Annotated in this window: 18 protein-coding genes and 1 tRNA gene; 15 read left to right on the top strand and 4 right to left on the bottom strand. The window is 31.9% G+C overall.

From position 1 onward, the window contains the following. Window positions 1-46: 46 nt before the first annotated feature. From gyrA to rplS, 13 genes are all read left to right on the top strand, one after another. Window positions 47-2623 carry a DNA gyrase subunit A gene (gyrA, locus tag CONE_RS02160; RefSeq protein WP_015397108.1) on the top strand — a complete coding sequence of 859 codons (2577 nt, stop codon included), beginning with the start codon at window positions 47-49 and terminating at the stop codon, window positions 2621-2623. Window positions 2624-2673: 50 nt separating this feature from the next. Beyond that, the gene (serC, locus tag CONE_RS02155; RefSeq protein WP_015397107.1) at window positions 2674-3810 is read left to right on the top strand and encodes a 3-phosphoserine/phosphohydroxythreonine transaminase; all 1137 of its coding nucleotides are present in this window, start codon (window positions 2674-2676) and stop codon (window positions 3808-3810) included. Then, window positions 3803-4888, top strand: a complete 1086-nt coding sequence (gene pheA / locus CONE_RS02150; protein ID WP_015397106.1) for a prephenate dehydratase — start codon at window positions 3803-3805, stop codon at window positions 4886-4888. Before serC ends, pheA begins: the two co-directional genes overlap by 8 nt. An 8-nt stretch (window positions 4889-4896) precedes the next feature. Then, window positions 4897-6012, top strand: coding sequence for a histidinol-phosphate transaminase (gene hisC, locus CONE_RS02145; RefSeq protein WP_015397105.1), 1116 nt, complete (start codon window positions 4897-4899; stop codon window positions 6010-6012). Between the two features lie 2 nt (window positions 6013-6014). After that, window positions 6015-6929, top strand: coding sequence for a prephenate dehydrogenase (locus CONE_RS02140; RefSeq protein WP_015397104.1), 915 nt, complete (start codon window positions 6015-6017; stop codon window positions 6927-6929). Next, the gene (gene aroA / locus CONE_RS02135) at window positions 6922-8265 is read left to right on the top strand and encodes a 3-phosphoshikimate 1-carboxyvinyltransferase (protein WP_015397103.1); all 1344 of its coding nucleotides are present in this window, start codon (window positions 6922-6924) and stop codon (window positions 8263-8265) included. The genes CONE_RS02140 and aroA overlap by 8 nt, the downstream gene beginning before the upstream one ends. A gap of 41 nt (window positions 8266-8306) precedes the next feature. Then, entirely contained in the window at window positions 8307-8987 is a 681-nt protein-coding gene (cmk, locus tag CONE_RS02130) for a (d)CMP kinase (RefSeq protein WP_015397102.1), read from the top strand. 93 nt (window positions 8988-9080) lie between these two features. Continuing rightward, a complete protein-coding gene (rpsA, locus tag CONE_RS02125; protein ID WP_015397101.1) occupies window positions 9081-10793 on the top strand; it encodes a 30S ribosomal protein S1 in 1713 nt (570 codons plus the stop codon). Continuing rightward, complete coding sequence (locus tag CONE_RS02120; RefSeq protein ID WP_015397100.1) at window positions 10783-11085, top strand: HU family DNA-binding protein; 303 nt, start codon at window positions 10783-10785, stop codon at window positions 11083-11085. Before rpsA ends, CONE_RS02120 begins: the two co-directional genes overlap by 11 nt. A 337-nt stretch (window positions 11086-11422) precedes the next feature. Then, window positions 11423-12349, top strand: a complete 927-nt coding sequence (locus CONE_RS02115; RefSeq protein ID WP_015397099.1) for a histone deacetylase family protein — start codon at window positions 11423-11425, stop codon at window positions 12347-12349. Between the two features lie 19 nt (window positions 12350-12368). Beyond that, complete coding sequence (locus CONE_RS02110; RefSeq protein WP_015397098.1) at window positions 12369-13124, top strand: electron transfer flavoprotein subunit beta/FixA family protein; 756 nt, start codon at window positions 12369-12371, stop codon at window positions 13122-13124. Then, entirely contained in the window at window positions 13121-14062 is a 942-nt protein-coding gene (locus CONE_RS02105; RefSeq protein WP_015397097.1) for an electron transfer flavoprotein subunit alpha/FixB family protein, read from the top strand. Before CONE_RS02110 ends, CONE_RS02105 begins: the two co-directional genes overlap by 4 nt. 128 nt (window positions 14063-14190) lie before the next feature. Next, window positions 14191-14559, top strand: coding sequence for a 50S ribosomal protein L19 (gene rplS / locus CONE_RS02100; RefSeq protein ID WP_015397096.1), 369 nt, complete (start codon window positions 14191-14193; stop codon window positions 14557-14559). Between the two features lie 9 nt (window positions 14560-14568). Here the strand turns inward: rplS and rsgA are convergent, their stop codons facing one another. Beyond that, window positions 14569-15465, bottom strand: a complete 897-nt coding sequence (gene rsgA, locus CONE_RS02095; protein ID WP_015397095.1) for a ribosome small subunit-dependent GTPase A — start codon at window positions 15463-15465, stop codon at window positions 14569-14571. 110 nt (window positions 15466-15575) lie between these two features. Here rsgA and orn point away from each other — a divergent pair, with 110 nt between their 5' ends. Then, the gene (orn, locus tag CONE_RS02090; protein ID WP_015397094.1) at window positions 15576-16121 is read left to right on the top strand and encodes an oligoribonuclease; all 546 of its coding nucleotides are present in this window, start codon (window positions 15576-15578) and stop codon (window positions 16119-16121) included. On the opposite strand, the gene CONE_RS02085 is transcribed toward orn, so the two are convergent. After that, on the bottom strand, window positions 16116-17504 hold the full coding sequence (locus tag CONE_RS02085; protein ID WP_015397093.1) for an MATE family efflux transporter: 1389 nt from the start codon (window positions 17502-17504) through the stop codon (window positions 16116-16118). The two genes, orn and CONE_RS02085, sit on opposite strands and share 6 nt — an antisense overlap. A gap of 232 nt (window positions 17505-17736) precedes the next feature. Continuing rightward, window positions 17737-18000 (bottom strand): type B 50S ribosomal protein L31, encoded by a 264-nt coding sequence (locus CONE_RS02080; RefSeq protein WP_015397092.1) that lies wholly within the window; start codon window positions 17998-18000, stop codon window positions 17737-17739. 244 nt (window positions 18001-18244) lie between these two features. Between CONE_RS02080 and ispH the strand changes: the two genes are divergently transcribed. Further along, window positions 18245-19195, top strand: coding sequence for a 4-hydroxy-3-methylbut-2-enyl diphosphate reductase (ispH, locus tag CONE_RS02075; RefSeq protein WP_015397091.1), 951 nt, complete (start codon window positions 18245-18247; stop codon window positions 19193-19195). A gap of 7 nt (window positions 19196-19202) precedes the next feature. Here ispH and CONE_RS02070 read toward each other — a convergent pair. Then, window positions 19203-19278 (bottom strand) — tRNA-Thr (locus tag CONE_RS02070). Window positions 19279-19442 lie beyond the last annotated feature (164 nt).

Here is a 19442-nt window from a genome sequence, read left to right as displayed (position 1 = left end):
TTTGTATATTTATTAATAAGTTTTCCTCCTAGGTGTGGTTTTAACTATGAATTCCTTTGCTGTGGAAATGCTTCCAGTTTCTCTGGAAGAGGAGATGCGTCGTAGTTACCTCGATTATGCAATGAGCGTAATAGTTGGACGTGCATTACCAGATGTCCGTGATGGTCTAAAGCCTGTTCATAGACGTGTTCTTTTTGCTATGCATGAGCTTAGCAATGATTGGAATCGTCCTTACAAAAAATCTGCTCGTATTGTCGGCGATGTTATAGGTAAGTACCATCCACATGGTGATCAATCAGTATATGATGCCATTGTTAGAATGGCTCAAGATTTTTCTATGCGTTATATTCTTGTAGACGGTCAAGGAAACTTTGGATCTGTTGACGGTGATAGTGCAGCTGCTATGAGATATACGGAGATTCGTCTATCTAAGATTTCTCATGAGTTATTATCAGATATCGATAGCGAAACAGTGAATTTTGGTCCAAATTATGATAATAGCGAAAAAGAACCATTAATATTACCATCTAGAATTCCTAATCTTTTAGTAAACGGCAGTTCTGGTATTGCTGTAGGAATGGCTACTAATATCCCTCCGCATAACTTAAGAGAAGTTATTAACGGATGTTTATTTTGTTTAAGTAATCCTGATTGCTCTATAGATGAAATTATTGATTTAATACCAGCTCCAGATTTTCCGACAGGAGGAATAATTCACGGTCTATCTGGCGTAAGGGATGGTTATAAAACAGGTAGAGGTCGTGTTGTAATAAGGGCAAAAGTTCATTTTGAAGAAAGTAAAGAAAACAAATCAAGGATAGTAGTTGATGAAATACCTTATCAAGTCAACAAAAAAAGTTTACAGGAAAAAATAGCAGAATTAGTTAATTCAAAAAAAATAGAAGGTATAGTCGATATAAGAGATGAGTCTGATAAAGATGGCATGCGTCTAGTTATTGACTTACGTAGAGGAGAATCTCCAGAAGTTATATTGAACAATCTATATAAGAATACTCAATTACAAGATTCAATAGGAATGAATTTAGTAGCTTTGGTTGATGGTCAGCCCAAATTACTCAATCTAAAGCAAATTATTAGTTACTTTTTACAACATCGTAGAGAGGTTGTTACTAGAAGAACGTTCTTTAGGCTCAATAAAGCAAAAATTAGGGGACATATTTTAGAAGGTCTTGCTGTAGCATTGGAAAACATAGACGAGTTTATCTCGATAATAAAATCAGCCACTACTCCTAGTATAGCTCGTCAAAATCTTATGATACGTCCTTGGTCTTCATCTCTCGTAAACGAGATATTGCTTAAAGTAGATGTTTCGTCAAGACATATTTATAGACCGGATGGCGTGAGCTATATTTCTGGATTTAATAATAGTGAATTATATTCACTAAGTGAATTGCAAGCTCAAGAAATTCTTAATATGAGGCTTCAACGCTTAACTGGTCTTGAACAGGGCAAGATTCTAGATGAATATAAAGAAGTTATGGACACAATAGCTAATTTATTGGATATATTAGCAAAACCAGATCGTGTTACTCAAATTATAAACAATGAGTTGGAGCTAGTTAGAGATGAGTTCTCTTCAATAAAAGAAGACCATAGAAATTCTCAAATAGAAGTTGATGCTATCGAATTAAATACTGAGGATTTAATAACACCAGCAGATATGGTAGTTACTTTAACACATAATGGTTATCTAAAAAGTCAACCTTTGTCAGAGTATAGGTCGCAAAAAAGGGGTGGTCATGGAAAACAGGCTACTATTATTAAAGAAAATGACTGGATTGATTACTTATTTATAGCTAATACTCATGATTATCTCTTATTTTTTTCAGATCTTGGAAGAGTATACTGGATGAAAGTTTGGGAAACTCCGCAAGGAACAAGGGGGTCAAGGGGTAAGCCAGTTGTTAATATGTTCCCATTAAATGACAATGAGAAAATTACTGTAGTGCTACCGGTTAGAGAATTCACCGAAGATTTATATATTTTTATGGCAACTGCTAGGGGTATTGTTAAAAAGACTAAACTATCTGATTTTTCAAATCCTAGAAAAAATGGGATCATAGCAGTTGTCCTTGGTGATGGGGATTATTTAATTGGTGCTGAGCTTACTGATGGTAAGCATGATGTCATGTTATTTTCTGATTCAGGTAAAGCTGTTCGTTTTTATGAAAATGATGTCCGTTCCACTGGGCGTAATTCACGCGGAGTGCGTGGAATGAATATGGATTCCAACTATAGAGTCATATCTTTGTTAGTGGCAAATGATGAAAGCAAGAGCGTTCTTGTGGCTACAGAAAATGGATTTGGCAAAAGAACATCTATTAAGAAATATACTCGTCATAACAGAGGAGCAAAGGGAATGATCTCAATACAAACAAGTTCCCGTAACGGCAAAATGGTTGGTGCCATATTAGTAAAACCCGATGATGAAATTATGCTAATAACCAATTGTGGTGTATTAGTAAGGACAAGAGTATCGGAAATTAGACAGATGGGGCGTGTGACTCAAGGTGTGAAGTTAATGAATGTTGATGGTAGTCTTTTATCAGGTGTTCGTCGGGTTGTTGAATCTGATGTTATAGATGAATCATTGGATATCTAATTATAAGTAACGTTCATATTTGTTATAGCAAATAATCAAATTAAGGGGTAATGGATTTGGCACGTTTCTGGAATTTTTCTGCCGGGCCTTCAATGCTACCAGATCCTGTGCTAAATCAAATATCTATTGATATATTAGACTGGAATTCTACTGGAATATCTGTAGCTGATATTAATCATCGAAGTAAGCATTTTGAAATTATATATAATGAAGCAGAAAGTTATTTGCGTTCATTGTTAGAATTGTCTTCTGATTATTGCATATTATTTATGCAAGGTGGAGGCCAGGGTGCTAATGCAATAGTTCCAATGAATATGATTGGAAGAAATAGAGCTAATAAGGCTGATTTTATTATTTCAGGATACTGGTCATCAAAATCATATCTTGAGGCTTGTAGATACGGTGATGTGTCGGTAATTGCGGATAATAGTTATATAACAAAAATCGATGATCATGATTATGATCCTTATACATGGTTTCCAGCAAATGAGTCTATAAAGACCAGATACGGTTCTTCCTATTTGCAATTTTGTAGTAATGAAACAATAAACGGAGTAGAGTTTGTAGATTGGAGCGGTATTGCAAATAATATAAATAGTGATGCTGTACTGGTTGTTGATGCATCTTCAAACCTTTTAACAAGAAAATTGGATATAAATTGTACAGGTGTGGTTTTTGCATGTGCTCAGAAAAATGCAGGTATATCAGGTGTTACTATCTTTATCGTGAGGAAGGATTTAATTGGTAAAGCATTACATATATGTCCTTCAATATTTGATTATATGAATATATTTAATGAACACTCTCGGTACAATACTCCTCCAGTATTCGCTATTTATGTTACTGGGTTAGTACTTAAATGGTTGAAAATGAATGGTGGAATAAAAAGAATGGAGTATAGCAACTTAGAAAAGTCACAATTATTATATAATTTTATAGATTCAACATCTTTCTATATTAATAAAATACATTCAAGTGTACGCTCTAGAGTTAATATACCATTCTTTTTAAGTAATAATCTTCTTACCGATATATTCATAGAAAAAGCAGAAAATCTTGGATTAATGAATATAAGAGGACACAGGAGCTTAGGTGGTTTACGAGCATCTATTTATAATGCTATGCCTATTGATGGTGTAATGGCTTTAATTAATTATATGAGAGATTTTGAGTGTTATTATGGATAATATATTGTTGTATAAATTGGCTCCATTAAGAGATAAGATAGATGAGCTGGATGAGCATATATTAGATTTGCTAAATAAAAGATCTGAAGTGGTAGTGGAAATAGGAAAAATCAAACACCAATTACATATAAACAGCCCTGTTTTACGACCAGAGAGGGAATCTCAGGTAATAGATAAACTAAAAAAAATTAATAAAGGTCCTTTCCAGAATAAGTCTATAGAGTCAGTATGGATTGAGATTATGTCAGCATGCCGTAATCTGGAAAAACCAATGACTATATCATACCTGGGACCTAAAGGTTCATTCTCTGAACAAGCTGTTTTCGAGCATTTTGGTCATACTATTGATTGTTTTCCTTGCTCATCATTCGATGATGTTGTGCATGCTGTTGAAACAGGAAATGCTGACGCATGCATTATTCCTATAGAAAATTCTATCGAGGGAGCTGTAAATCGAAGTTTAGATCTATTACTTAGCACAAATTTAAAAATTATGGGAGAGCGTTCTCTTATTATCAATCATTGCTTATTAACTAAAAATGGCAACATGAATGGTATTGAAAAAATTATGGCTCACCCCCAAGCATTGGCACAATGCCAGATGTGGTTAAATAAAAACTACCCTGGATTAGTTAGAATAGCAGCATCTAGCAACTCTGAAGCTGCCAGTATAGCATCCAGAGATTATAAAATTGCTGCTATAGCAGGAGAAGCTGCATCTAAAGCATGGGAGCTATCTATTGTTTCATACAAGATACAAGATGATGCCAACAATCGAACTCGTTTCGTATCTTTGGGTAATATTGAACCATTGCCAAGTTATAGAGATAAGACTAGTCTTATCCTTTCTGTCCCTAATAGAGCATGTGCAGTTTATGAGATGATAGAACCATTTGCTTCTAATTCTGTTTCCATGACTCGCTTCGAATCAAGACCTGCACGCACAGGCCAATGGGAATACTATTTTTATATAGATATATTAGGACATAAAGATGAGCCTAATGTGTCAAAAGCCTTAGAAAAATTAAAATCAAGCGTAGCATTTTTTAAATTATTAGGATCTTATCCTGCACAGTGAGTTCCAAAATGGATAGCAAGAAATCATTATATTTACCTGATTACATTAAAGCAATATCTCCGTATCAAGCCGGTAAACCTATAGAAGAGTTAGCTCGTGAATTTGATATAGATATCAAAAACATTGTGAAATTAGCTTCAAATGAAAATCCTTTAGGAGTATCAAGAAGAGTTACCAATGTTATTGAAAAATATTCAAGTGGAATTTTTCGTTATCCAGACTCAAATGGTTTTAATTTGAAAGATATTTTAGCAAAAAAATATAATGTTCCATTTGAAAGTATTACTTTAGGCAACGGATCTAATGATATATTAGAGATGATATCTATGACTTTTTTAGATCGCAATTCCTCTGCCATTTATTCAGAATATTCTTTTGCTGTATATAAATTAGCTACTCAAGCTAGGGGTGCTAGACATATTATTGTCCCATCAGTGAATTACGGTAATAATCTAGATGCTATGTTTAATTCTATAGAACCTGATACTAGATTGATTTTTATTGCTAATCCTAACAATCCAACAGGGACTTTTGTTGATAAAGAAAAAATTATAAATTTTTTGGATAATGTTTGGGAAAAATACGGTAAAAGTGTTTTAGTGATTTTAGATGAAGCATATAGCGAATATCTTGATGATGATCTTTATTTTGATAGTTTTAGTTTAATAAAACATTACCCTAATTTAATAGTATGTCGTACTTTTTCTAAAGCATATGGTCTTGCTGGTCTACGTGTTGGTTTTTCTGTTGCAGATAAAGATATTACTGATTTTTTAAATAGAATTAGACAACCATTTAATGTTAATTCATTAGCTCAGATCGCTGCTATTGCCTCTTTGGAGGATGATGAATTTCTTAAAAAAAGTCGCTTATTAAATAAAGTGGAAAAGAAAAAAATATACAAAGCCTTTGAAATACTAGGTCTGGAGTATATTAAAAGTTATGGAAATTTTGTTTTGGTTCGTGTAGGTGATGCTAGATCTATTAACTATAGTTTATTGAGGCTTGGTGTGATTGTTCGTCCAGTAGATTCATATGATCTGCCAGAATGGCTGCGCGTAACGATTGGATTACCTGAAGATAATGATTTTTTTATAAAAGCTTTGAGCGAGATTCTTAAATAGTGATGAGTAATTCTAATAACGACAAAGAAACATTATGCTACGCAAAGTCTTTTTCCACTATAACTGTAGTCGGCGTCGGTCTTATAGGTGGTTCTTTTGCATTAGCAGCTAGAAAATCCGGTTTCGCAAAACATATCATTGGTGTTGGTCGTAATAAGAGTTCATTGATTAGGGCTTGTGATTTAGGAATAATTGATGATTTTATGACCATTGATGAGGCTACAAAACAATCAGATTTTATATTATTGTCTACACCTGTAGGTTTTTTATCTGATTTATTAAAATCAATAAAGCCTTTTTTAGGGGATAATACTGTAATAACCGACGTCGGTAGTACTAAATTAGAAGTAATAAATATAGCTATATCCATTTTAGGAAAACAGATTAGTCAATTCGTACCTGGTCATCCAATTGCAGGCTTGGAAAAAAGCGGTCCAGAAGCTGCTATAGATAATTTATTTGTTGGCCAAAATGTAATTCTTACTCCCATGTATAATAATACTAAGAAGGACATTGAGTTAATTTCTCGAGCTTGGGAATTATGCGGCTCAAATGTTATTCTTATGAGTGCCAAGGCTCATGATCATTTGCTAGCATCTATTAGCCATATTCCTCATTTTTTATCTTCTATGTATATGGCTCAAGTTGCTAGCTCCGAAGATTCTGATTTAAGGTTAAGAATAGCTGGCAGTGGTTTCAGAGATTTTACACGTATTTCTGCAAGCTCTGTAGAAATGTGGTTAGATATTTTCTTCTCTAATAAAATATTTATTAAAGAAGAATTATCTGCAATTAGTAAGATTATAAATCAGGCCGAGGAAGCTATTGATTGTAATGACAGAGATTCTTTAAGAATTATATTGGAAAGAGCAGCACAAGCCCGTCGCAGTTGGAATAAGGATAACTTTAATGAATAAGACGACTTTGCAACCTTATTTGTATTTAAATAGATATTGTGGTGCCAAAGGTGATGTGATTTTACCTGGCTCAAAAAGTATTTCAAACCGTGTTTTATTGATATCTGCTCTATCATGTGATGATTTAACAGAAATTAAAGGTTTATTATATTCCGATGATACAAATGTAATGATAGATACCTTGATAGATCTAGGTATTCAAATATATCGTAAATCTCAAGACTGTATAGAGATTATTGGTAGGGATGATTTTAATAAAAAGTGTAACAATTTATTTTTAGGGAATGCAGGTACTGCTTTCCGTCCTATAGTTGCTGCTTTATCTTTTATGAATGGAAATTATATTATTTCTGGTGTACCAAGAATGCATGAACGACCTATTGCAGATTTAGTAGATTCTCTTAGAACTTTAGGTTGTAATATAAATTACATTGAAAAAAATGGTTATCCTCCTTTGGAAATAAAGCCGTTTATTCATAATGGATCAAATCATATTTTTGTGAATGGATCCGTTTCTAGCCAGTTCTTAACTGCTTTATTAATAGCCTCTCCCATTTTAGTTAAGAAAATAAATAATTCATTAACTATAGAGATTGTAGGTAAATTGATTTCCAAGCCTTATATAGATATAACACTGAATCTTATGCGTAAATTTGGGGTCAATGTAGAAAATGACTCATCTAATAGGTTTGTTATAGACAGGCTTTCTAGTTATAAAAGTCCTGGCAAGATTCTTATAGAAGGTGATGCATCATCAGCATCATATTTTCTTGCTCTTGGAGCCATTGGAGGAGGACCTGTCCGTGTTAATGGCATAGGGCATGATAGTATACAGGGTGATGTGGCTTTTTCCAAGGTGTTAGCAGAGATGGGTGCTGATATTAAAATTTATGATAGCTATATAGAATCATCAGGCTTTCTTGTCTCTTCTGGTAAAAAACTAAAGTCATTTGATATAGACTTTAATATGATACCAGATGCTGCGATGACTGCGGCTGTGTTAGCTTTGTATGCAGATGGTAAATGTTTCCTTAGGAATATAGGCAGCTGGAGAGTAAAAGAGACTGATCGCATTCATGCAATGCATACAGAACTAAGCAAATTTGGTGTTAAAGTAGAATCAGGAGAAGATTGGATTTCTATAGACCCTATAGACATATCTAAATGGCCGGAAGAAGTGAGCATTGATACATGGGATGATCATCGTATGGCGATGTGTTTTTCTTTAGCAACATTTGGCAATACAAAGGTTAAAATTATGAATCCTTCTTGTGTTAATAAGACATTTCCGAATTACTTTAGTATCTATAATGAAATTATATTTACGCAAAGATAATTTATATTTATTATGAATAATAAACATTTGGGTGAGTTAAGTTGAGTATTAAATTACCACCTATAATTACAATAGATGGACCAACTGCTTCTGGAAAGGGAACTATTGCAAGAATAATAAGCAAAAAATTAGGGTGGTTATTACTTGATAGTGGGTCTATATATAGAGCTCTAGCTTTTGCAGTTATAGAAAGCAATATATCGGTTAACGATTTTGAGAGTATTAATAAATTAGCAAGAAATTTAGAAATATCTCTTAGGGAAGGAGAGATATATATTGATAGCTTGATTGTCAGTGAAAAAATTCGTACTGAAGAAATTAGTAGAATAGCTTCTATATTAGCTACAGATCATAACGTTAGGCAAACTTTGCTAAAAAAACAGAGAAGTTTTTTATCTTACCCAGGTTTAGTAGCAGATGGTCGTGATATGGGAACGGTTGTTTTTCCTTATGCCTCGTTAAAAATTTTTTTAACAGCTGATATATCAATAAGAGCACAAAGAAGATATAACCAGTTGATTAACAAAGGTAATATTGTTAATATCATGAGTATAATGGATAATATCAGCGAGAGAGATGAGCGTGATGCTAGACGCCTACATTCACCGCTTGTGCCCGCTTTAGACGCACATGTTGTAGATAGCTCTGTCTTGGATATTAAACAAACATTAGGTATTATATTAGATTTATATAAATATAAATTCGGCCCTAGTTATAATTAATTACTTAAATTTTTTATTATATTATTAGGTATTTTAAACTACCGTTTTAATCGGTTTTTACTTTGGCCATATGGCCATATGGATTAACAACCCATGTCATCATTTTCCTCAATCACATTTGGCAGAGAAAGTTTCGCTGATTTATTTGCAGAAAGTCTTAAAAAACAAGATATGAAATCAGGCGAAGTTATCAGTGCTGAAGTTGTGCGTATTGATCATAATTTCGTTGTTGTAAATGCGGGCCTTAAATCAGAGGCTCTCATCCCTATAGAAGAGTTTCTGGATGATAAAGGTGAGCTAGAAGTTAGCCAAGGAGATTTTGTTTCTGTTGCCATTGATTCTTTAGAGAATGGTTATGGAGACACCGTCCTATCACGTGATCGTGCAAAACGTTTGTCTGCTTGGTTAAAATTAGAACAAGCTTTAGAAAGTGGAGAGCTTATCACAGGATCTATTACAGGCAAGGTCAAGGGAGGCCTTACTGTAATGACTAATGGAATTCGTGCATTCTTGCCTGGTTCTTTGGTTGATTTGCGCCCTGTTAAAGACACAACTCCATATGAAGGCAAAACTATGGAGTTTAAGGTTATAAAACTTGACAGAAAGAGAAACAATGTAGTTTTATCTCGTCGTCAGGTTTTAGAGGCCAGTATGGGAGAAGAGCGTCAAAAACTCTTAGAGAATTTATACGAAGGGGCTGTAGTTAAGGGAGTTGTTAAGAATATTACTGACTATGGTGCTTTTATAGATTTAGGAGGAATAGACGGTCTATTACATATTACAGATATGGCTTGGCGTCGTGTAAGACATCCTTCTGAGGTTTTGCAAGTTTGCCAAGAAATAGAAGCTAAGGTATTAAAATTTGATCAAGAGAAAAATCGCGTATCACTAGGAGTTAAACAGTTAGGAGAGGATCCTTGGGTAGATTTAGCTCGTCGTTATCCGCAAGGAACTCGTTTATTTGGAAAAATTACTAATCTAACTGATTACGGTGCATTTGTAGAGGTTGAGTCGGGCATAGAAGGATTAGTCCACGTATCGGAAATGGACTGGACTAATAAAAATGTCGATCCACGCAAAGTAGTTACTCTAGGGGAAGAAGTAGAAGTAATGGTTTTAGAGATAGATGAAGATAGACGTCGTATATCTCTTGGAATGAAGCAGTGTCGTCCTAATCCTTGGGAAGAATTTGCTGTAAACTTTAAAAAAGGCGACAAAGTTAAAGGAGCTATTAAATCTATAACAGATTTTGGCGTTTTTGTTGGTCTTCCTGGTGGAATCGACGGTTTAGTACATCTGTCAGATTTATCATGGATGGATAATGGAGAAGAAACGGTAAGAAACCTTAAGAAAGGAGATGAAATAGAAGCAATTGTTCTTGGTATAGACACAGCTAAAGAACGCATTTCCTTAGGAGTTAAACAACTTGAAGGTGATCCATTTCAAAACTTCGTATCATCTCATGATAAGGGAGCAACTGTCCATGGCACAGTGAAATCAGTAGATCCTAAAGGAGCTATTGTTAATCTTTCTTTAGATGTCGATGGTTATCTGCGTTCTTCTGAAATTTCTTCTGGTCGTATTGAAGATGCAACTTCAGTATTAAAAGTTGGTGATAGTATAGAGGCTCTTATTATTAATGTAGATAGAAAGACTCGTTCTATACAATTATCAGTTAAAGCTAGGGATACTATTGATACAGCTGATGTAATTCAAAGAATGTCAGACGCTAGTGCATCTTCAGGAACCACTAACCTCGGAGCATTGTTAAAAGAGAAACTAGATCAACAACGTAATGACGGCTGATTCTTTGAAGAAGATCGATTTGTTAAATGCGTTGTCCAGCAGATTAGATTATATATCTATTCATGACCTGGAACGAGCAATGAAAGCTATTCTTGATATATTTGAGGATTGTTTTGCATCAGAAAAGCGTATAGAGATACGTGGTTTTGGAAGTTTTTTTACAGCCAAGAGATGTTCTAGAATTGCTCGTAATCCAAGATCAGGAGAGGCTATTTTTGTTTCTGACCGATTAGTGCCATGTTTTAGACCGAGTAAGCTTTTAAGGAATAAATTAAGCGTAGGAAAAAAATAGATTTGTAAGAATATTTGTAGCATTGCTGATCTTTTAAAACACACAGTATTCATATACAGTATGGTACTGTGTGTTTTTATTTATTAAATAAATTAGATTATATCTATATAATCAATAGATTTAATCTTTAGTATTTTTAAAGCACGAAAAATAGATATTTATTATATGTTTTTATTAAGATACTAGTAAAATGCTTTTGCTTATTATAAGGCTCGTAATTTAATTAATCTTCTATTGTATTATATAAATTATATTCTAGAAGATAATTGTAGTAGTATTTTGATAAGATGAATTTGACTATTTTATAAATTTCAAAATCTGGTAAAAATATATTTTTATGGATACGATGTATATCACTCATCCTGCTAGTTACTTACATGAAATGGGCGTTTTACATCCTGATAGCCCTAAAAGAATCGATGCAATTTCTGATCAATTAATTATGAGTGGTGTAATGCCATACATAATTAATTGTCATAGCTCTTCAAGTGCTTCAGATAAAGATATTCTAAGAGTTCATACTATAGATTATCTTAATTATTTACGTAGTCATAGTCCTAAGGAAGGTAGTTACTATTATATAGATATGGATACTATTATGAATTATTATACTTTGGACGCTGCTTTTTATTCTGCCGGAGTTGGTTTATTTGCAATAGATTCAGTATTTAATAAACATGTGAACAATGCATTTTGTGCAACAAGACCTCCTGGACATCATGCTTGCAGTAATAGGGCTATGGGATCATGTTTTTTTAACAATATCGCTATAGCGGCAAGATATGCTATAAGCAAGTATAACTTGAAAAGATTAGCTATCATAGATTTTGATGTACATCATGGTAATGGAACAGAAGAGATATTTGCAAATGATCCATCTGTATTAATGTGCAGCTTTTTTCAACATCCATTTTATCCTGACACCAAACTAATTTATAGTGCAAATATGTGTAATATACCTGTTGAAGCTTATGCAGATGGTGCATTTATAAGAGACATAGTAAGTAGTAAATGGGTGCCAGCCATAGAATCTTATAGACCAGAATTGATATTAATATCTGCTGGATTTGATGCCCATAGGGAAGATGATATGGGACAGTTAAATCTTCATGAATCTGATTATAAGTGGATCACTGATATATTAGTAAATATGTCTGAAAAATATTCTTCTAATAGAATAGTTAGTTTCTTGGAGGGAGGATATGATATGTCATCTTTAGGACGTAGTGCTGTTTTGCATATACGTTCTTTAGCTAAAATATAGTTATTTTTTAGGTGTATTGATGAAAGTATTAGTAACTGTTAAATCTGTAATTGATCATAATACTAAAATAGAAATTAATAATGATTGTTCAACAATCAATTCAGAAAATTCTAAATTATCCATGAATCCTTTTGATGAAGTTGCTCTAGAAGAAGCAATAATTCTTAAAGAGAAAGGATTTGTTGATGAAATCGTAGCTTTATCTTGTGGTGATATTAATAGTAAAGATATTTTAAAAACTGCTATGGCTATGGGTGCAGATAGGGGCATTTTAATAGAATCTAAATTTAATTTGCAACCACTATCTGTAGCAAAAGCAATAAAGCATATCGTTGATAAAGAATTTCCTAAAATAGTCATCTTGGGAAAACAAGCTATCGATGATGATTCATGTCAGACTGGGCAAATATTAAGTAGTTTATTAGGTTGGCCTCAAATAAATTTCGTTAGTAATATAAATATCTGTATTGATAATTTGATTGCAATAAGAGAACTAGACAATGGTACTGATATGATTAGTACCAAGTTGCCTGCTGTTATTATAGCTGATCTCAATCTAAATAAGCCAAGATATATCACATTACAGAATCTATTAAGGTCCAAAAATAAAAAAATAGAAATGATAGATATGAATGATATCTGTATAGATTATACACCACGTATTGAATTATTAAAAATTGAAGAATTGCAATATGAAAGAAAAAGAATGTTTAAAAAAGATGCTTTTTCTTTATCAGAAATTATTAAATCAGAACTTGGAGAGTTAGATAGATGATACTTGTTATTCCAGATCATAATAATAATTCTTTTGATATTTCGACATTTAATCTTTTGAATGCTGCCTGTAAGTTCAATTCAGATATACATGTTTTAATTATTGGAGAAAATATTAAAGATTTAGCTTATAAGATAAGTAAATTTAGAAATGTATCTAAAGTCTTTATGGCTGATGCTCCTCATCTTATTGATCTTTTACCAGAAAACCACGCTGATAATATTTTGAAAATAGCAAATAATTATACTCACATAATATTTAATGATTCGTTTTATGGAAAATCTATTGCCCCTAAAATTGCTGCTAAACTAGACGTGGCTCCTGTTTCTGGTGTAATGAACATTATATCTAATGATGTATTTGCTCGTACTATGTATGCCGGTAGCATTATTGCTCATGTTAGATGCTTAGATCCTATTAAAATTTTAACTTTGCGAAGTTGCTCATTCGATAATAAAAACATCAATAATGATATTAATAATTGTGCTGATATAGAAAATATTACTGTTTCTTCAGATTTACAATTATCAAAATTATTAAAAGAAAAAAATAGAGAGATTAGTTCTAGTATTGATCTAACAGAAGCCAAAATTATAGTTTCTGGCGGTCGTGGTTTGGGAAGTAAAGAAAATTTTAATAATATATTGATGCCTCTGGCAAAAAAATTAGGAGCTGCAATTGGTGCTACTCGTGTTGCTGTTGATGAAGGATATGCTCCTAATAGCTGTCAAATTGGTCAGACTGGCAAGATAGTATCGCCTATACTATATTTAGCCATAGGTATATCTGGATCTATGCAACATTTAGCAGGCATCAAAGGCTCGAAGACAATAATTGCAATCAATAATGATATTAACGCTCCTATATTTAATGTTGCCGATTACTGTTTATGTGGTGATTTATTCGATATCGTTCCAAAATTATCGTCCTATTTATAGGCTTGATTTTATATTACATATCCTAGTACAATTAGAGACCCAATTTTTAATATCATCCTCTTTTGTATTAATAAGTAAAATCCTTAATTATAAAGTATAATACGTTAAAAGATGAACCAGGAGTTTGTATGAATTTAATTGCTGCATTAGAGCAAGAAGAAATAGATAGGCTGAGTCATAATAAGAATATTCCGATTTTTTCCCCAGGAGATACTGTTACAGTTAGTGTTAATGTAATAGAAGGATCAAGAAAGAGAATCCAGGCTTATGAAGGTGTTGTGATTGCCAAGCGTAATAAAGGACTGAATTCTTCATTTATTGTGAGGAAAATTTCTTCAGGAGAAGCGGTAGAAAGAACATTTCAGCTTTATTCTCCACAAATAGAAAAAATAGAAGTTAAAAGATTAGGTAGTGTTCGAAGAGCTAAGTTGTATTATTTACGCTCTAGATCAGGTAGATCAGCTAGAATAAAAGAAAAACTGATATCAAAGAAGTAACTAGGTAGTCTAATTATTATGGGTGAGTATATACTTGCCCATAATTTTTTTGTACAAATAATATATTCTCTCATCTATTATACCATTAATTTTAGATTCAATAATTTTACATCCAGGTTCGTGACAATGAGTACAGTTATAAAATTTGCATTTATTGTTAAATTCACGAAATTCTGAAAATGGTTTTATTATCTCATTAAAACTTAGGTGATTTAGACCGAAGTCTTTGAATCCTGGAGAATCTATAATATAGCTATTTTCAATTGCTAGTTTGTATAATTTAGTATAGCTCGTTGTATGTTTACCAGTATTTAAAAATCTAGAGTATTCTCTTGTTGTTGCATGGGCTTCTGGTATTAATAAATTTACTAATGTAGATTTTCCCATCCCACTTGGACCAACTAGTAATGTAACTTTATCCTTTACAATATTAAGGATAGATTTTTCTTCTGAACCTGGATATTTTGCGCTTATCTCTAATAAAGGTATTCCTAAAATTTCTGTAAAATAAAGCTTATCTCTGGCAATTTTTATAGATTCTTTTATGTCTTTTTTATTAAGAATAATAGTAACTTTTGTGTCGCATCTTATAGCCTCAATAATAACTTTAAATATCAACTCAACTGAAAAATCAGGCTCGGCTGCTACTATTATCATAACATTATCTATATTGGCTGCTATTTTTCTTGATTTTGTCATATCTGATCTTAAAAATAGATTATTTCTTTGAATAACTTCAGTAATAGTATAGTATCTGTTAGATTTATAGTCTATGTTAACAAAGTCTCCAACAACAGCTTCATTTTTTTTTCCTTTTGGAAAGCATCTGATAATAGATTCATTATGACTAATTATATAATTTTGTTTATATAGACCTATAACTCTTCCAGTAATATTTTTATTCATTTGAAAATTGCTAATTTTATATTTATGTGAAATAGTATACGATTATTTTTAATAATTAGCATATTAAAAATAATTAAAATTTATTTATTTATATAAGGATTAATTAAATAATGAATTTAGATAATAACAAATTAGTATGGTTAGATATGGAGATGAGTGGACTTGATCCATCAAAAAATAAGATCCTTGAGGTTGCAGTGGTCATTACAGATGAAAATCTAGACAAAATAATAGAGGGTCCTGTGATCGCAATTCATCAAAATAATGAAGTATTGGAGTCAATGGATAAATGGAATAAATCGGTTCATGGAAAAAGTGGATTGGTTGATAGAGTTTTATCTTCAAGTGTTTCAGAAAAAGAAGCAGAAAACTGTATTTTATTATTTTTGAAAAATCATATTAATCCCGGCAAATCCCCACTATGTGGTAATACAATCAGTCAAGATCGAAGGTTTATGAGTATATATATGTCTAGATTAGAAAATTTTTTTCACTATAGAAATATCGATGTTAGTTCTATAAAGGAACTTGTGAAAAGATGGTCTCCCAGCATATATAAAAATTTTTCTAAAGATAGTAAACATCAAGCTCTTTCAGATATATATGATTCAATAAATGAATTACGTCACTATCGTAAATATTTTTTTAAATTATAATAAAAGTTTCTTGATTACTTTTTCTTTATATAAAACATACAAAGAAAAAGCAGATATCGCTAATCCGCTGGTTGACATTATCCACATACTACTTGCCCCTATAGGTGCTCCACTAAATAAAATTTCATGTATAGGCTTATAAGTTTGCACACCTGGACCAAAATCAAACCACCATCCACCACCTAAACCTACAACTCCAAGTGATACAGTTTGTAATATAAAAGGTAATGCTGTGATATTATAAGCTCTAAGTATGTAGGAATTGAAACATTGAACAGAGTCAACAATTAGAAAGAATGGAACTATAAACATCATATTAGAACAGGTAACACTTATAGATAAATCATTTGTATAAAGTACTGGAAGTTTGTTGCTGAAATAATATATAGCTATGCAGCTAATCATAGCAATTAACATTGTTATTTTTATGCCTATTTTGCCTATTTGTATAGCAACATCATTGTTTTTTGCTCCTAAGAATTGAGCGGTCATTGAAGATGTTGCTAGACCAAGAGAGATAGGAATTATGTAAAAGACAGATACTATATTAGTTATAATTTGATGTGCTCCTACAGCCACTATTCCTTCTCTTGTTATAAGTATTGTCATGAATGAGAAAGTTAAGACCTCTACCAAATATGATCCTCCCATAGGTAACCCTAGTTTTAATATTTCTTTTATTTTTAAAATGTCAGGTTTTCTGATACGTATATTGAATTGTTTATAAAAATTATCTGTGTATATAATCAATATACCTATAAATAAACTGATCCATGATACTATCGTGGTAGATACGCTCGCGCCAGTTGATCCCATAGGTGGAATTTTGAGACAACCATAAATAAGAATATAATTTAAGGAAGCCTTACATATTACTGAGACCATACTAACGATTATCATAACTTTTGATTTAGATAATGCAGCGCAAAGGTTATATATAGTCCTAAAAATTAGTGCTGCAGGCAAGGCTATTATTAATATTTTTAAATAAACCACGACTTTGTTATATACATCTATATTTATGTCGCCTATAAAGTAGAACCATATTTCGGAAAAAAATAGTGGTATTGTGCCTACTATCGATAATACTATAGATACCCAAAATCCTTGTCCCCAGTATTCACCGATCTCTGTATTGTTACCGCTGCCAAAACTTTTTGCTATTATAGGAACTAATGCATTTATTACTCCAAGCAATCCAACAAATATTATCACATATATAGATGTTGCTAATGAAACTGCAGCCAGATCATTTTTATTAGTATGACCAGTCATTATAGTATCAAGCAGACCAAATGATATGCCAGCTAACTGGCTAACTAAAATAGGAAAAGATTGTCTGGTTAATTTTTTAAAAATCTCTAAATTTGATAATTTGCTCATATATTTGGTATATAAAATATTTATGAATTTTTATTTCAGTTAGTTTTACAATTTTAATTAATATTTATATTTTCTTAGAGAAACATGAGCTTATAGATTTATAGAAATGAAAAATGCATTAAGCTTAACAGTTGTAAAATAATTTAGAGTAATGTACCAAACACAAGTATGCCATTCTCAAAACAACAAAATTTAGAAGATCATACATGTGTATTGGCATTTTTGTTTCTTATTATTTGGTTTTGTTTATGCCTTTTAGATTAGAAAAGCGAGCACGGAATTTTTCTACACGTCCAGCCTCTACTATCCTTGTTTGTGCACCTGTATAAAAAGGATGAGATTTTGATGTTACATCGCATTTAAACAATGGATATGTCTTATTATCAATATCAATTGTTTCTCTACTTTGCACAGTAGATTTTATGATAAATTTATGGTTTGTTTGAACATCAAGAAAAACAACTTCTTGATAATTTGGATGTATGCCAGATTTCATAACTATTTTCCAATAAAGATTTTCATAGTAGTTTACTAAATTGTTATTCTACCATGGGATTTAAACATATACTTATAATTTGATATTATAGGTTTGCCTTAACAAATTTTATTGCAACATTTTCGATATCATATTATATATTTGATTGAAAATCTTGCAGATACTATTGAGTTAGCATTATACAATGTATGATAGTTCGATCAAAGTACTAGTGAAATTAATTATTTATGACTTTAAATATAAAATGGAATTCAAAGTTTCAATACATAAGAAAGATATAACTTTAGCTGCACCTAGGGGTTTTTGTGCTGGAGTAAAGAGAGCTATAGCTATTGTTGAGAAAGCTATATCATTATATGAATCTATTATATATGTTAATCATGAGATTGTTCATAATAAACATGTCATAGATTATTTTAAAAGTAAAGGTGTAGTTTTTGTCAATAATATTATTGATGTACCTGAAGGAAGTATTATAATTTTCTCTGCTCACGGTGTATCAAAGGATGTAATTGCTATAGCAAAAAAGAAAAAACTACTTATTATAGATGCCACTTGTCCACTAGTAACTAAGGTTCATCTTGAAGTTCTTAAAATGCGTAGAGAAAATAGAGAAGTTATAATCATTGGTCATAAAGGTCATCCAGAAATAGATGGAACATTGGGTCAAGATTTTAGTGGTATACATGTTGTTGAAAATGTAAGAGATGTTTATCTTTTAGATATTAATGATAATGAGTTAATTGGCTATGTAACTCAAACAACATTATCTCTTGATGACGTTGTTTGTATCGAAGAAGCCTTGAAGAATAGATTTCCTAAGATAGTTGGTCCTAAAAAGAGTGATATTTGTTATGCTACGCAGAACAGACAAAATGCACTGAAATATATTGTTAAAGATTGTGATTTAATATTAGTAGTTGGAAGTATTAATAGTTCCAACTCAAATCGATTGGTTGAATTAGCAAGGCAAAGTAGTGTAGAGTCTTACCTTATCGATAGCTTTGATTCTATAAATCCTATTTGGCTAATTGATAAAAAACATATAGGTATAACTTCTGGAGCTTCAGCTCCAGAAGTTATAGTCGATCAAGTAGTAGAATTCTTAAAAAGTAATGGATTTGGTGACCGTTTTGTCAATTTTGTATCCATAACAGAAGAGACTATATCATTCCCTTTGCCTAGATTTCCTTAGAGATTTTTGGTGCCGACAAGAGGAATTGAACCTCCGACCTTCGCATTACGAATGCGCTGCTCTACCTTCTGAGCTATATCGGCTTTTATTGAATATTGAGTCAACAAGCAGTGTTGTTTCTATAATACAAGGAAATATATAATATGAATATGCTAATTAGCAAGAATTTTTTATTATTAACCAAGTCTTTATTTGTTAAATAATACAACCAGAGTTTGTTTGTTTTGATATTTTCTTAATATTAATT

The organism is Candidatus Kinetoplastibacterium oncopeltii TCC290E, from assembly GCF_000340865.1.
In the GTDB taxonomy this organism is placed as follows: domain Bacteria; phylum Pseudomonadota; class Gammaproteobacteria; order Burkholderiales; family Burkholderiaceae_B; genus Kinetoplastidibacterium; species Kinetoplastidibacterium stringomonadis.
The sequence above is the reverse complement of the archived record's forward strand: the minus strand, read 5'-3'. Positions and strand labels throughout refer to the sequence as shown.